General features: G+C 60.6%; 13 protein-coding genes. 7 read left to right on the top strand and 6 right to left on the bottom strand.

The window, feature by feature from the left end; all coding sequences use genetic code 11:
- Positions 1-5 precede the first annotated feature (5 nt).
- Positions 6-122: a hypothetical protein gene (locus PF66_RS32180; RefSeq protein ID WP_342633327.1), complete on the bottom strand. Its 117-nt coding sequence runs from the start codon at positions 120-122 to the stop codon at positions 6-8.
- 575 nt (positions 123-697) lie between these two features.
- Here PF66_RS32180 and PF66_RS20480 point away from each other — a divergent pair.
- Entirely contained in the window at positions 698-1288 is a 591-nt protein-coding gene (locus PF66_RS20480) for a hypothetical protein (RefSeq protein WP_054063680.1), read from the top strand.
- Positions 1289-1517: 229 nt separating this feature from the next.
- Here PF66_RS20480 and PF66_RS20475 read toward each other — a convergent pair whose 3' ends face one another.
- A complete protein-coding gene (locus PF66_RS20475) occupies positions 1518-1946 on the bottom strand; it encodes a hypothetical protein (RefSeq protein ID WP_054063679.1) in 429 nt (142 codons plus the stop codon).
- A 259-nt stretch (positions 1947-2205) separates the two neighbouring features.
- Between PF66_RS20475 and PF66_RS32175 the strand changes: the two genes are divergently transcribed.
- The gene (locus tag PF66_RS32175) at positions 2206-2445 is read left to right on the top strand and encodes a hypothetical protein (protein ID WP_054058134.1); all 240 of its coding nucleotides are present in this window, start codon (positions 2206-2208) and stop codon (positions 2443-2445) included.
- 388 nt (positions 2446-2833) lie between these two features.
- A complete protein-coding gene (locus PF66_RS20470; protein WP_054058122.1) occupies positions 2834-3181 on the top strand; it encodes a DUF6124 family protein in 348 nt (115 codons plus the stop codon).
- 125 nt (positions 3182-3306) lie between these two features.
- Here the strand turns inward: PF66_RS20470 and PF66_RS20465 are convergent, their stop codons facing one another.
- Both PF66_RS20465 and PF66_RS20460 read right to left on the bottom strand, forming a co-directional pair.
- The gene (locus PF66_RS20465; protein ID WP_054063678.1) at positions 3307-5076 is read right to left on the bottom strand and encodes an acyl-CoA dehydrogenase C-terminal domain-containing protein; all 1770 of its coding nucleotides are present in this window, start codon (positions 5074-5076) and stop codon (positions 3307-3309) included.
- Positions 5077-5091: 15 nt separating this feature from the next.
- On the bottom strand, positions 5092-6714 hold the full coding sequence (locus PF66_RS20460; protein WP_054058124.1) for an acyl-CoA synthetase: 1623 nt from the start codon (positions 6712-6714) through the stop codon (positions 5092-5094).
- A 199-nt stretch (positions 6715-6913) separates the two neighbouring features.
- On the opposite strand from PF66_RS20460, the gene PF66_RS20455 reads away from it, so the two are divergent.
- On the top strand, positions 6914-8713 hold the full coding sequence (locus tag PF66_RS20455; RefSeq protein WP_054058125.1) for a PAS domain S-box protein: 1800 nt from the start codon (positions 6914-6916) through the stop codon (positions 8711-8713).
- On the top strand, positions 8713-9393 hold the full coding sequence (locus PF66_RS20450; RefSeq protein ID WP_054058126.1) for a response regulator transcription factor: 681 nt from the start codon (positions 8713-8715) through the stop codon (positions 9391-9393). The genes PF66_RS20455 and PF66_RS20450 overlap by 1 nt, the downstream gene beginning before the upstream one ends.
- Here the strand turns inward: PF66_RS20450 and PF66_RS20445 are convergent.
- Positions 9383-10858, bottom strand: coding sequence for an EAL domain-containing protein (locus tag PF66_RS20445; RefSeq protein WP_160320664.1), 1476 nt, complete (start codon positions 10856-10858; stop codon positions 9383-9385). The genes PF66_RS20450 and PF66_RS20445 overlap by 11 nt on opposite strands.
- Before the next feature lie 401 nt (positions 10859-11259).
- On the opposite strand from PF66_RS20445, the gene PF66_RS20440 reads away from it, so the two are divergent.
- Positions 11260-11736: a hemerythrin domain-containing protein gene (locus PF66_RS20440; RefSeq protein WP_054058128.1), complete on the top strand. Its 477-nt coding sequence runs from the start codon at positions 11260-11262 to the stop codon at positions 11734-11736.
- Between the two features lie 174 nt (positions 11737-11910).
- A complete protein-coding gene (locus tag PF66_RS20435) occupies positions 11911-12930 on the top strand; it encodes a LysR family transcriptional regulator (protein ID WP_081009894.1) in 1020 nt (339 codons plus the stop codon).
- On the opposite strand, the gene PF66_RS20430 is transcribed toward PF66_RS20435, so the two are convergent.
- Positions 12855-14045 carry an MFS transporter gene (locus PF66_RS20430; RefSeq protein ID WP_054063676.1) on the bottom strand — a complete coding sequence of 397 codons (1191 nt, stop codon included), beginning with the start codon at positions 14043-14045 and terminating at the stop codon, positions 12855-12857. The two genes, PF66_RS20435 and PF66_RS20430, sit on opposite strands and share 76 nt — an antisense overlap.
- Between the last annotated feature and the right edge of the window lie 78 nt (positions 14046-14123).

Below are 14123 nucleotides of genomic sequence, written 5' to 3'. Positions count from 1 at the left end.
ATCACTTACAGTAGACCGTCCACAGCTCGTCGATTTTGTCGTGTTCCCTCCTCCATGCCCCAGCTTGGATCGACTGGCACGCTCGCAATCCGCATCGTCCCACTACCCCACCTGGTGTTCACAGCATCGAGCCCACCTATCAGCTTCTCATTCGCCACTTTCTAGCCCCCAGCGAACAGTGTAGTGGTCAAAATTCCCGGACACAGAATTGAGTTTTTCTTCCGCAACAGCCGGCGGTACGAAACCGTTGTGCTGATGCGGCCTTGTCCAGTTGTACCACTGCATGAGGTAGCGGCCGATGTTCTACTCGACCAACTCTGTCGTCATGTAATCCACCTTCGGCCTCCACTCCGCTTTCAAAATTCGAAACAGCCGCTTCATGGGTGCGTTGACACCATTCGGCTAGATAAGCATGACTTCGCTCCAAGCTAAATTAGCGAAGCCGTCTAGTCCCTACGGAAACCCGCTACGCGAAATGGGTCCAGAGGCAGCGACCGATCAGCATCGAGAACGATGGTTTTGAAGGATTGAATCATTGGCCGAGCCAACCTAATATGCAGCCAGGCTTGATCGAAGCCTGCTGCCCACCGAGGCAAACCCGAATGGGACGATCTTCTCCTTGATTTACAGCGTTTGGGATTCCCTGTGCGGATCTCGGCAGTGGGCACCGAATCTCCGCGATCAGAGGAGTTACCACTTGAAACGCGTTTTCCTGATACCCCTAAAAGCCGTCTCCCTTCTGAAACAACGTGCTCGCAATCTCAAGCGAGAGCGCCAGATTCCTCACCACGAAGCGCTTGAGATCACCGCCAAGGTCGTTGGACTCGATAGCTGGCATCAGATCGCAGAGGCCGCTGAGAAATGCAGGCCAATTGAAGATGCATTCCGCAGGGGTTTTCTACTCGCCTTTGATGGCTCAGAAGTCCCTGACATAGAAAACGACGAATCCCCAGTTCAATGGGAGGAGCACGCATTCGAGCTACTACGCGACCAATTATTTAAGAAGTATTGCGCTCAACCTGATGAAGAAGACCCTGCCCAGCGACCCATATCACAGACGCTCGATAGGGATGACCTCAAGAGGTATTTTCAAGAGGACTGGGGCAGCCTGTATTTCTTCAAACTATGCAGCCCCGCAGATGCATTGTCCTTGGCTCAACTGTTGCCGCTGGTTGCGAAGCATTCCTTTTGGATGCCTAGACTCGTTTTCGCCAAAGGCGAACTGATCGACACGTATGATCTGCCTGCAACTGATGAGAACGGCGAGATCGTAGGATTGCACGTCTAGGTGTGCGGTACTGGAATGAGCTGGTATAGATTAATCTTGAAGCGTTCTGGAGTCAGTGTCCAGGCTTCGCCTGTGAAGCGGCCAGAGGCTTCCAAGTCTCAATGTTAGCCCCGCCACACCCACGTCATGTTTCGGCGGCATTCGAAACACCGTGTATGGCTCCGGGGCGGCGCAGCCATCTGTGACCGGCAGCTATCGACCCATTGCGGACCCAGTGGTGCTTCTTTCGTCATGTTTGACTCTGTGTGCTCGCCTTTCGTGACGTCATGAGCGTCTGGCACATAGCCGCCACTTCTGGGACAGCCGCAGCCAGCGTGGACAACACCTGATACATCTCCTGGGCATCTGGAAATGGATACACATCCAGGCTCATGGCAATCCTAAGCTTGCGCGGATCGTGCTGTTCTCGGAGCCACGTCTCGACCTCACGCGTCATTGCCGCGCCGTTATCGTTCGTTTGCCAAGCCAATAAATTGAACAGTTCGACAACCAGCTCTTCGGCCACTGTTCGAGGTATCTCCGCGAAAAGGCGATTGGCTAGGTCAAGCTCGCCAAATACGCTTACCAATTCGTTCACCACGTCAAACGCCTGGGTGTATTCGGCGGCGTTGCGCTCAATATTAATGATGTCGAGCGCTTGTTTTAACGATGGGTGCATTTGGTCATTCCATGGTGTGGCAGGGGGGATGCAAATCAGCATTGACCCCAACGCATCGTCGGGGCATTGAGCTACGGTGCCGCAACATCTCACAGCTTAGAAGTCAGCGTTCATAGCGAAAAGAAATATCTTTTTACCTATTGCAAACGTCCGCTTCTGGCCGTGTTATGTCTCTCGCGACCGGCAGCTATTGGCCGAGTTCGTCGACCAAGACAGCAAGAAAGAAATGCTAGTCAATTTGAAGTTCAAGGAGTTGGCCATGGATGTAATCTCAGCGCACCTGTTTTCTATCAATCACCGTGCTCAAATTGAAGCAAGCGATCACTGTGGCTGTTTTTATTGTTTAGGCGTGTTTTCACCCTCAGCAATCACTGAATGGGTTGATCTGGATAGAACCGCTTTGTGTCCGAAGTGCGGGATCGACTCGGTCATCGGTTCAGCATCCCGTCTGCCGATTACCCTTGAATTTCTTTCGAAAATGCACGAACACTGGTTCTAAAAGATCCCGCCGGGTTCTACCCCATTTCCACGAAGACACCGATCAGCAGCTTCTGCCCATTCAGCGCCAAACCAGACAACTCCCTTTCCCTTGAGTGAAATTTCCTAGAAAATCCCGAGCGCTTGTTTGCGCCTGATCGCGGGGCTAGGCTCGGTTTCGTCACTGCCAATTCAGTGACCGGGTTTAGTCGCCCGCCAGTTTGATCAGGCGCACAGCGCCACCTTCTACGAGGCGCTTTTTTGCAGCCTCCTTTTTATGGTAGCCGTGCGCAGGGCACTTCGGTGCGCCGGTTTTCCTGATCACCGGTCGACTAACCTGCGTACGGCTGCCACCTCTTCGTTTAGTCGCGAATGTGACGGCTCCCAAACAGATCGGGAGTAACCACCCTATGTTCAAGGTCACGCCAAATCCCCCGCCCTCCTCCCATGCTGGTGGCATCAATCCGCGTGTTGCGGACCGGGCTTTGTCTCACTACAACCTCCGGCCAGACGCTGCTTCGAAATCATCACCGGTTGACGGTGCTGGCAGACGCCTGCCCGAACCTGAGAACCAGGAGGAAGCCTTGATCGATGTCTACTCAATCCTGCAATCAGCTGCGGCCACAGCTTATGAGCATGCCGATAACCAGACCGGTTCTAATCGCAAATTGGCGATGGGTGTCGTGCACCTGATTGAGCTTGCACAACTGCGTATGGACTCAATGCTGGAGACGCAGACAGTCGGCTCCACAGGCTGACAGCACGTCGTTGAGGTGCGGGAAGCACCGCTTCCCGTTTCACCTAGTCGTTGGCCTTAGCTATCAGTGGCAAAGGCTAGCCAGGCTTGAGTGACGTCGAGAAGCGAGCTGGCGAGACATGCTGATCAGAACTGCTCGGGCCGCAACTGGTACAGGCTGTGGCTGCCAGCCTTGATGCTGGCCTCCAAGGCCAACGAACGGGGCAACAGACGCTGGAAGAAGAACTCGGCGCTGGCCAGCTTGGCGCCGTAGAACGCCGGATCGTCTGCCATGGCTGGCTGAGCCGCGGCCGCCATTCGTGCCCACATGTAGGCGTAGGCTGTCAGGCCGAACAACTGCAGGTACTCCACTGCGGAGGCGCTGATCAGGTTCGCGTCATCCACCGCATGGCGCATCAGCCAGTGGGAGGTGTCACTCAGCCGCTCAATGGCCTGGAGCACCGCATCGCGATGCAGTGGAGCGTCGGCACAGAACAGGCGGATCTCGTCGGTGAACACAGCCAGAGCCTGACCGCCATCGGCCAGCACCTTGCGCCCCAGCAAATCCAGAGCCTGAATGCCATTGGTGCCCTCGTAGATCTGCGCGATGCGTACGTCCCGTACCAATTGCTCCTGGCCCCATTCGCGGATGTAGCCGTGGCCGCCATACACTTGCTGGCCCAGCACACAACTCTCCAGCCCATTGTCGGTGAAGAAGGCCTTGGCCACGGGCGTCAGCAGCGAGACCAGGCGCTGCGCGTTCTCGCGTTCCCCCGCAGCCTCGGCATAACGGGCCAGATCGAGCTGCTGGCCGACATAGGTGGCAAACGCGCGCCCGCCTTCTGTCAGGGCCCGCATGGTCAGCAACATGCGGCGGACATCACCATGGTGGATGATGGGGTCGGCCATCTTGTCCTTGGCCTGCGGGCCCATTGCAGAGCGACTTTGCAGGCGCTCATTGGCGTAGCGGGCAGCGTTCTGGTACGAGGCCTCGGCGCAGCCGATGCCCTGGATGCCAATGGACAAACGCTCGTAGTTCATCATGGTGAACATCGCCGCCAGCCCCTTGTTCGGCTCGCCCACAAGGTAACCCACCGCACCGTCGAAGTTCATGACGCAGGTGGCCGATGCCTTGATACCCATCTTGTGCTCGATCGACCCGCAGTGGACGCCATTACGCTCGCCCAGGCCGCCATCGGCACCGATCAGGTACTTGGGCACCAGGAACAGAGAGATACCTTTGGGGCCCGCCGGTGCATCGGGCAACTTGGCCAGCACCAGGTGAATGATGTTCTCGGTCAGGTCCTGCTCGCCGCCGGTGATGAAAATCTTGCTGCCCGTGACCCGGTAGCTGCCGTTTGCCTGCGGTTCAGCCCGCGTCCTGATCAACCCCAGATCGGTCCCGGCATGCGGCTCGGTCAGGCACATGGTGCCCGACCAGCGGCCTTCGTAGATCGGGGCAAGGAAGGTTTGCTTGAGAACCTCACTGGCGTGGGCATCGATGGCCAGGCAACTCCCCGCACTCAACGCCGAGTACAGGCTGAAGCTGCTGTCGGCGGCATACATCATTTCCTCAAACAGCACCGAGAGCATCTTGGGCATGCCCATGCCGCCGTATTCAGGGTTGCCCCCCAGGCCCACCCATCCGCCCTCGCGGTACGTCTGCCAGGCCGCCTGGAAACCGTCCGGGGTGGTCACCTCGCCAGCGTCGAAGCGAACACCCTGTTCATCTCCGTTGCGGCTCAACGGTGCAATCAGTTGCCCGGTGATCTTCGCCGCCTCCTCGAGGATGGCATCGGCGGTGTCCGTGTCGACACGCTCGGCCAGCGCCGGTAAACGGGCCCACATCGCCGGGCCCTGAAACACTTCATGAAGAACAAAACGCATGTCACGCAGCGGTGCAGTGTAATCAGTCATCTGTGAGTTCACCGTTCAAAGAGCCTTGGCCCAGTCGCGCAGGAGAAATTTCTGGATCTTGCCGGTCGAGGTCTTGGGCAGTTCACCAAACACCACGGTTTTGGGCACCTTGAAGCCGGCCAGGTGCTCGCGACACCAGGTGATGATATCCGACGCTTGTGTCGCACCGTACCCGGGCTTGAGGGCGACGAAGGCGCACGGCGTCTCCCCCCACTTCTCGTCCGGACGGGCCACCACGGCAGCCTCAAGGACTGCCGGGTGCCTGTACAGGGTGTCCTCGACCTCGATGGTCGAGATGTTCTCGCCACCGGAGATGATGATGTCCTTGAGCCGGTCCTTGATTTCAACATAGCCATCGGGATGCCAGACCGCCAGGTCACCGGTGTGAAACCAGCCTCCCCGGAAGGCCTCGGCCGTGGCCTCCGGGTTTTTCAGGTAGCCTTTCATGACAGTGTTACCCCGCATGAAGATCTCGCCCAGGGTATTACCGTCACGCGGCACCGGTTGAAGGGTCTGCGCGTCGGCGACCATCAGGCCGTCCAGTGTCGGGTAGCGCACCCCCTGGCGTGACTTGATCCGCGCACGTTCTTGCAACGACAGCGCGTCCCACTCGTCGTGCCAGGCGCAGACCGTCACCGGTCCATACACCTCGGTCAAACCGTAGGTATGGGTGACTTGAATGCCCATCTCCTCGATGGCACCGATGACCTTGGCCGGCGGCGCTGCCCCGGCGACCATGGCCTGCACCCTGTGCTCGATCGCCGCCTTGGCGGTGTCGGGCATGTTGACCAGGGCGTTCAACACGATCGGTGCGCTACACAGGTGGGTCACCCGGTGCTCGCGGATCAGGATGAGGATCTTCTGCGGGTCGACCCGACGCAGGAACACATGGGTACCCGCCAGGGCAGTGATGGTCCAGGGATAGCACCAGCCGTTGCAATGGAACATCGGCAGGGTCCACAGGTAAACCGGGCGATGGCCCATGGTCCAGGTCATCTGGTTGCCGATGGCATTGAGGTAGGCACCGCGATGATGGTAGACCACGCCCTTGGGGTTGCCGGTGGTGCCGGAGGTGTAGTTCAGCGAAATCGCCGCCCACTCATCATCCGGCCATTGCCAGGCAAATGCCGGATCGCCCTCGGCCAGAAACGCCTCATACCCCAGCTCGCTGACAGCCTGGCCCTCGCCAAACTCCGGATCGTCCACGTCGATGACCAACGGCGGGTGCTCCAGCCTACCCAGTGCATCGCTGATCACACGGTGAAACTCACGATCGCCGATCAGCACCTTGGCCTCACCGTGCCGGAGCATGAAGGCAATCGCTTCGGCATCCAGGCGCACATTGAGGGTGTTGAGCACCGCCCCGGTCATGGGCACACCAAAGTGCGCTTCCAGCATCTCGGGAATGTTCGGCAGCATCACCGCCACGGTATCGCCAGGGCCGACACCGCGCCCCGCCAGGGCGCTTGCCAGCCGCCGACAGCGCTCATAGGTCTGGCTCCAGTTACGCCGGATAGCGCCGTGGATCACGGCCGGATATTCACCGTAGATGGCGGCGGTTCGCTCAATGAAACTCAAGGGGGTCAAGGCGACGTGATTGACAGGGGTGGGCTGCAAGCCCTGGGAGAAGATCGACATGCGGTCATCCTGTGTGGGAGCCAGGCGCAGCCAGTGCGCATGATCCCCGGTGGCTGATTGTTAGCTCTGATCAGGGGTCGGGAGCTGAGCAAGGCCTCAGACTCCCACCGTCGCTTTTTACGCGAACCGCTATAATAATTGGATTATTTACCATAGCAATATGGTACAAATACTATAAAACAAGCTGAAACCGATAAAAATGAGATCATTCCCCCTGCTGGAAAAAGATCCACAGCCCACGCTGCTCGCAGGTGCCGACGCCCAGCCACTGAGCCTGAACCCTGCCCTGCAGGCCTTGATTGCCGAGTCTGGCGAGTTGGGGAACGTGCTGGCGGCCAATCACCCCGCGCTGGTCCAGGCCTGTCTGCGACAAAACCGTTCGATCATTGACGTGGAGGTCGTACGGGATGAGCGAACCTTCCTCTGGACCTATGTGCCCGATGAGGCGAACGGGCAAGTCCTGGTGCGCTGCCGGGATGCCAGTGAGGAGCGCCATAGCATTCGAGAGGCCAGCCGCGCGCGTCGGCTCTACCGCCTGATCACGGAAAACACCACTGACCTGATCTCTCGCCATAGTCCGGATGGGGTGTGTCTCGATGCCTCGCCGGCCGCGTACCGCTTGCTAGGCCTGTGGCCCGAGCAACTGCGTGACAGGCCGGTGCAAGCATTGCTGCACCCGCGTGAATGCCGGGAGGTGCTACCCGTGGCCGCCGCGGCGTTGGTGCAGGACGGCTACCACACCATGACCTGCCGGGTACGCCACACCGATGGGGGGTACCGCTGGTTCGAGATTGCCAGCCATGCCATCCGCGAGACCTACACGGGTGCGGTGGCAGAGATCGTCAGCATTTCGCGCGATGTCAGCGTTCGCGTGGAGGCCCAGGAAAACCGCCGTCGTCTGGCCGAAGTCGTTGAGGCCAATACCGACCTGGTGCTGTTCATCGATCGCCAGGGGCACATCAGCTACCTGAATGCCTCCGCACGTCGGGCCTTGGCACTCGATGGCCTGCAGGCACTGCCCCCCCTCGCCGCGCTGCTGGATGATCAGACGCGCCAGAGGCTGGACACCGAAGGGTGGGAGAACGCTGAGCGACAGGGGGTGTGGCAGACAGAGGCACGGCTTCAGCCGTGGCGCGAAGGCGGCCCCTTTCCGGTCTCCCTGGTGCTGCTGGCCCATCGCGCCATTGGCGCAGAACGCTACTACTCTCTCGTGGCCCGCGACATGACGGAACGCGAACTGCGGGAGCAGCAGTCGCGACGGCATCAGGATGAGCTGGCTCACACCGCACGCCTGATGACCCTCGGCGAGCTGGCCTCCGGCATCGCCCACGAAATCAATCAGCCCCTGGCAGCGGTGGTCAATTACGCCAGTGCCAGTCAGCGCTACCTGCAAAGTCTCGACCAGGACCCGAAGGCCCGCGACCGGATCAGCCAAGGCCTGCAACGCATCAGTGAACAGGCCACTCACGCCGCGCAGGTGATTCGGCGGCTTCGCGCCTTCCTGCGCAAAGAGCCCCGCCGACTGCAGGAACTGGTCCCGGCCCAGGTGGCCAGCGAAGCGGTACGCCTGTGTGCCTGGGAAGCGTTGCGGGATCAGGTCAGCATAGAGTTGCGCATGGCCGATGACCTGCCAGGCGTGTACGCCGACCCTGTGCTGCTCGAACAGGTCCTGCTCAATCTGCTGCGTAACGCGATTGATGCCAATCGGGAGCAGCATGGCGGCCAACCGTCGCGTATTCTGCTCGGCGCCGAGCGCCAGGGTGATTGGTTGCAGATCGAGGTGACGGATCAGGGGGGCGGCGTGCCCGCCGAGCGCCTCGATGAGATTTTCACCCCCTTCACCACCAGCAAGCCTGAGGGGCTGGGGCTTGGCCTGTCGATGAGCCGCAGCATCGTCGAAGGCTTCGGTGGGAGCTTGCAGGCACGGGCCGGCAACACGGGTGGTTTGGTGCTGTGCTGCAGGCTGCCGGTCAATAACGGATGGAAAGAGGAACGCTGATGAAGGCAACGGTGTATGTGATCGACGATGACCAGGGCATGCTCGACTCAACCGTCTGGCTGCTGGAGTCGGTGGGCCTGGAGGCCGTTCCGTTCACCAGTGGCCAGGCCTTCCTTGACGCCGTCGATCCTGCCGGGCCGGCCTGCGTGCTGCTCGACGTTCGCATGCCGGCCATGGGCGGTCTGGCTGTCCAGGAGACGCTCCACAAGCGCGGCCTCAAGATCCCGGTGATTTTTGTCAGCGCCCATGCCGATGTGCCCATCGTCGTTCGCGCCTTCAAGGCCGGCGCCTGCGACTTCATCGAAAAGCCCTACAACGATCAGCTGTTGCTCGACAGCGTTCAGGCAGCACTGCATCGCGCAGGCAGTTCGCTCGCCGGCACGACGGAACTGGCCCAGGTTCAGGAGCGAATCGACAGCCTCACGCCGCGGGAACGGGATGTCTTCATTCCCCTCGTCCAGGGGTTGAGCAACCGAGAGATCGCCGAACACCTGGACGTGAGCATCAAGACCATCGACCTGTATCGGAGTCGGGTGATGAAGCGAATGCAAGCGCAGAGCCTGCCCTCGCTCGTGGGGATGGCCATTGCCTGCGGTCTGATCGACGCCCTGAGTTTGCGAGCCAGGGTGACAGACGACTCGCCGCCGTCGCGGGAAGCCCGCTTCGAGTTCAGGGCTTGAGTGTCAGGCTGGCCAGATCGATCCTGGACAGCAGTTCGTCGATCGGCAGCGCCTTGCTGAACAGCCAGCCCTGGGCAAAGGCCTGGGGGCAGAAGTTCAGGACCGCTTGCCGCTGCTGTTCGGTCTCAACGCCCTCGAAGATCACCTGGGCATCCATGGCCTCGGCGATCTCGTTGACCTTGAGCAGGGCGAACGCCGCCGGCGAGCAATCGCCCACCGCACTGGTAAAGGATCGGTCGATCTTTATCTTGTCGACCCGCAGATTGGCGAGGTAGGACAAACTCGAGTAGCCGGCACCGAAGTCGTCGACAAACACCTGGCCGCCCAGGGCGCGGAACTCATCGATTTTCTGCGCGACCATCGCCATGTTCGCCGTGGAACTCTCCAGCACCTCGATCGCCAGTTGTGCCAGTCGGACGTTCGCCCGCGCGGCCTCTGCCTTCAAGAAAACCAGGGTCCTGGGGTCCAGCAGATCCCTGGCCGCCAGGTTGATGCTGGCATACAACGGTGGATTGGCCTGCAACACCGTGGACAGCTCGGCCAGGCACTTTCGCAGGACGATTTTATTGAGATCAAAGGCCAGCCCCAACTCCGCCGCCACGCTGAAAAAGCTGTCGGGCGCCACCCAGCCAAGCTCCGGGTCGTGCCACCTGGACAGCACCTCCATGCCACAGATCCGACCGCTGCCGGCCTGGACAATCGGCTGATAGACAAGATCGATGCGCGAATGTCGAATCGCCTTTTTCAAGCGCACCGGCAATGACCTGGATTGGGTGATTCTGTGGTTGAGCGCATACCAGGCCAGGCCACCGAACACCGCCCCCAGAAGGATCACAAGGCCGAGCAGTCCGGCATGCTTGCAGGACAGAACATGGCTTTGCACCTGCGCCTCCACGCAGATGCTGAACCGGTCCGAGCAGACCCTGACATTCTTGCCCTCCAGATAGCCCAGACGCTTGAGCTGACCGAAGGAACGCATGATCAGTTGGCCGTCCGCCGAGGTCACCCGCGCACTCAATTCCTCGGGTGGCGATTCGAAAGAGGAAAACGCTACCGGGGAAGTCACCACGAACGCCGAGCCCCGGGAGGTGATATCCACGTTGATGTGCCTGCCGTCATCATCGAAGACCGCCCGCCAGAGCATCGAACCGGTCTTGCCCAACTTGCCATCGCCCTCGATCCGGTACTTTGCCGATGCCCCCCACAGCGCCGAACACTGTACGTCACGGTCGATCATTCGGCCGGCGTCCCTCACGAACCGGTAATGGAAGGCGATCTGTTTCAGGCTTGCCTGATCGTCCTCACGACAGATCGGGTTCGAATCCCGATTGATGGCCTCCAGCGCGGTCACGATATTGTCCGCAACCGAATCGGCCTGGAGCAGGATCGCGCGCGCATAGGCGTCCACACGGCTTTCGGACGCGGCCAGCCACACGATCTGGGCCACCCAGATGGACAGCGCCACACCGCAGGCCACCCATACGGCCAAATGCAGAAGCGTACGCCACCTCCCGCTGTCTCTGTAACCGGGCATCCCTGAACCTTATAGCGACTCGCTATTGTCGAAGTTTTTCATCAGCTGGCGATCCTGCACTCAACCGTAGCCCAGCACCAGCAGCTTGCCATCATCGGCCGGCGGATCCAGGTGTCCGGTGCCGCTGCCGGTTGGCAGGGCTATCTGCATCATCGCCGCAACCCGTTCGTGCAGCCTGCATGACCGCCATTCGCCATCACCCGGCGCAACCGCCTGAAAAACAGGAGGTTTCATCATTCACGGGGCTGGCACGACAAATGCCACTACTCTCCCGAGATCATCGCGCCGACGCAGATCGGCCGCCCTTTCATACGTGATAGCGAGGTACCCCCATGAACGCCATCGAGCTGCTCAAAGCCGACCACGAAAAGGTCAAGACCCTCCTCACCCAACTCAGCGAGTCGACCGACCGGGCGCAAAAGAAACGCACCGAGCTGCTGCAGAAACTGGAGCTGGAAGTCACCATTCATACGCAGCTTGAAGAGGAAATTCTCTATCCCGCCTTCAAGGAAGCAGGCGGCAGGCAGCAGGAGCAAATGTACCATGAGGCCAAGGAGGAACACCGCACGGTGGACTCGCTGGTGCTGCCCGACCTGAAGAATACCTCCCCGACCACTCCCGAGTTCGCCGGCCGCGTCAAGGTGGTCAAGGAGTTGCTGGAACACCACATCGAGGAAGAGGAAAACGAGATGTTTCCAGAAGCCGAGAAGCTCCTCGGCAAGGAAAAACTCGAGAGCCTGGGAGAGCAGATGCAGGTGCTCAAGGCATCGCTGAAAAAAACCCTGAGTGCCTCGAAGATGGCTGCCTGAAGCGGCCTGCCGGGCCGCAGCGACCTGAGCGCCTGCGTGAAGACGCTCAGGTTGCGCGCGGCCGTTACGGAACTCGGGAAGCGTCGCACGCGGCTGTTCGCCGAAGCACTCCCTGACGGAGCGTGCCGCCAGAGGGTGTAGGATTGGCAGGCACTCATCAATGGCGGAGTTTCCATGTTCTCGTCTGAACGACTCAAGGGTATCGACGTCTTCGTCACGGTGGCGGACCTTGGGAGCTTCACGGCCGCGGCGGAGCGTTTGAACCTCAGCAGTTCGGCCGTCAGCAAAAGCGTGGCACGCCTGGAAGGCCGGCTGGGCCGGCGGCTATTCAATCGCACCACCCGGCGACTGGCCCTGACCGAGGCCGGGGTGGTGTTCTACAAGACCTGCGCTTCGGTTCTCGCCGACCTGGAGGAAGTCGAGCACGCCCTGATGGCCGAAAGTGATGAGCTTCAAGGAAAGATTCGGATAGACCTCCCCGCCGCCTATGGCAGGTTGCACGTGCTGCCGTTGATCCTGGAGTTCGTCCGTGCCCACTCGTTGCTGCAGCCGCATATCTCCTTCTCCGACCGGTTCGTCGACCCCGTGCATGAAGGTATCGATATTCTGGTGCGCATCGGTGGACCGGACACCTGGCCGGCCGCACTGGGCCATGAGTATTTCGGCTCCCAGCGGATGATGTTCTGCGCATCGCCTGCCTACATCGAGACTCACGGTGCCCCCCGGACCGAACGTGACCTGGATGACCACCATTGCGTCGGTTACGGTCTGGCCGACGGCAGGGTCAGCCCCTGGTATTTCAAGGGCCGACTACCGGGCGATATCGAGCGCCGGGTTGTCCAGGCCCGGATCGCCGTGGGAGATGGCGAAGGCGAAGTCGCGGCCATTCTGGCGGGACACGGCATTGGCCAACTGCCCACCTGGCTGATTCAGAACCACCTCGAGGCCGGCACCCTGGTGGAAGTCCTGCCCGACCTGGCCCTGGACAGCATGCCGATGAACCTGGTCTGGCAGAAGAGCCGCGAGGGCTTGCCCAAAGTGAGGGCACTGCTGGACTACCTGCTCGCACGCCTCTGCATCCATGGCACGCAGGTCGTCCCCCGGACCGCGCCGCCCCCTCACTCGGATGGGGCCAGCCGGGACACCATCGGTATCAGGGCCAGGGCACTCACCGCGACGACAGCCGCCACATAACCGACAGACTCGACCCCCGCGTGCGTGATGGTCAGCCCGCCGATGATTGCCCCCAGCCCAATACCGGCATTGGCGGCAGACACATTGGTGGTACCGGCCAGGGCCTGGGAATGACTGACCGAACTCATGACCCTGACCTGGCTGACCGGATAAAGCGCCGTGTTCGCCACGCCCCAAAGGCCCAGGGCCAGGCAGAACACGATGCCCAGCTGTGCCAGCGGCACGACTGCGCCCATGCCGATCGCGAGCAGCACCAGGAACAGGGCCGAAGCCTTGATCGGCGATTGGTCGACGATCCTGCCGCCAAGCCAGTTGCCGACCAGGCCAATGGCACCGAAGCCCATCAACCACCAACCGACATGCGCGGAATCGACGCCGGCCACCCGTTCGAGGAGGTCCGCCAGGTAGGTATAGGCCACAAACATCGCGGTAAACACCAGCACCGAGAGCATCACGTTGGCGAGGAAGAACGGCTCCCGGAAGATTCGGGCCTGTTGACGCCAGTCGACCTTGGGTGCCCGTTCAACGCCTGGCATGCAGGTCATGATTGCCAGCGCCATGATCAGCGACAGGCCGGCCAGCACCCCAAAGGCCCCTCTCCAACCGATGAGGTGGGCGGCCACCGTACCCAGCGGAATCCCCAGCAGCATGGCCGCGGAAATACCCAGGTAGACTCTGGAAATCGCCTGCCCGGCTGCCTGCGGGCCAGCGAGCTTGCCCGCGGTTTCGCTGGCCGTTCCCCAGAAGACCGGGAGCATGAGCGCAGGAACGATTCGCGCGACCGCCAGCACCCAGAAGTTCGTGGAAGCAGCGGCCAGTGCGTTGGCGGCGGCGAAGAGCAGGAGGATCGCGATGAACAGCTTCTTTCTGTCCAGATGCGAAAGTGCGGCGGTAAGCGGTGGGCCGAAGATCATCACGGTGAAGGCGAACAGCGTGACGAGTTGGCCGGCCAAGGCAATCGAAAGGTTCAGGTCACGCCCCAGCGCCGGCAAAAGCCCCACGATCAGGAACTCGGTGGTCACGATCAGGAACGCCGAGAACGCCAGGATCGCAATGCTGAGCCGGGTGCCTCTGGCTGTGCAAGCGACGGGGCGGGTTGAATCGTATGCCGACATCAGAATGTCTCTCCAGTGGAAATGGGAGCATTCTATTTATTATTTTTTGTCCGATTTAGGGCATCTATTCATTTATTA

Source organism: Pseudomonas asplenii, from assembly GCF_001293465.1.
Lineage (GTDB): Bacteria > Pseudomonadota > Gammaproteobacteria > Pseudomonadales > Pseudomonadaceae > Aquipseudomonas > Aquipseudomonas fuscovaginae_B.
Note: the sequence above shows the minus strand (reverse complement) of the source record. Positions and strands in the feature narration are given on the sequence as shown.

Excerpts from the sequence above, each read along its gene's own strand:
- PF66_RS20475 (WP_054063679.1), bottom strand. The coding sequence starts at position 1,946 with ATGCACCCATCGTTAAAACAAGCGCTCGACATCATTAATATTGAGCGC.
- PF66_RS32175 (WP_054058134.1), top strand. The coding sequence starts at position 2,206 with ATGGATGTAATCTCAGCGCACCTGTTTTCTATCAATCACCGTGCTCAA.
- PF66_RS20470 (WP_054058122.1), top strand. The coding sequence starts at position 2,834 with ATGTTCAAGGTCACGCCAAATCCCCCGCCCTCCTCCCATGCTGGTGGC.
- PF66_RS20465 (WP_054063678.1), bottom strand. The coding sequence starts at position 5,076 with ATGACTGATTACACTGCACCGCTGCGTGACATGCGTTTTGTTCTTCAT.
- PF66_RS20460 (WP_054058124.1), bottom strand. The coding sequence starts at position 6,714 with ATGTCGATCTTCTCCCAGGGCTTGCAGCCCACCCCTGTCAATCACGTC.
- PF66_RS20455 (WP_054058125.1), top strand. The coding sequence starts at position 6,914 with ATGAGATCATTCCCCCTGCTGGAAAAAGATCCACAGCCCACGCTGCTC.
- PF66_RS20450 (WP_054058126.1), top strand. The coding sequence starts at position 8,713 with ATGAAGGCAACGGTGTATGTGATCGACGATGACCAGGGCATGCTCGAC.
- PF66_RS20440 (WP_054058128.1), top strand. The coding sequence starts at position 11,260 with ATGAACGCCATCGAGCTGCTCAAAGCCGACCACGAAAAGGTCAAGACC.
- PF66_RS20435 (WP_081009894.1), top strand. The coding sequence starts at position 11,911 with ATGTTCTCGTCTGAACGACTCAAGGGTATCGACGTCTTCGTCACGGTG.
- PF66_RS20430 (WP_054063676.1), bottom strand. The coding sequence starts at position 14,045 with ATGTCGGCATACGATTCAACCCGCCCCGTCGCTTGCACAGCCAGAGGC.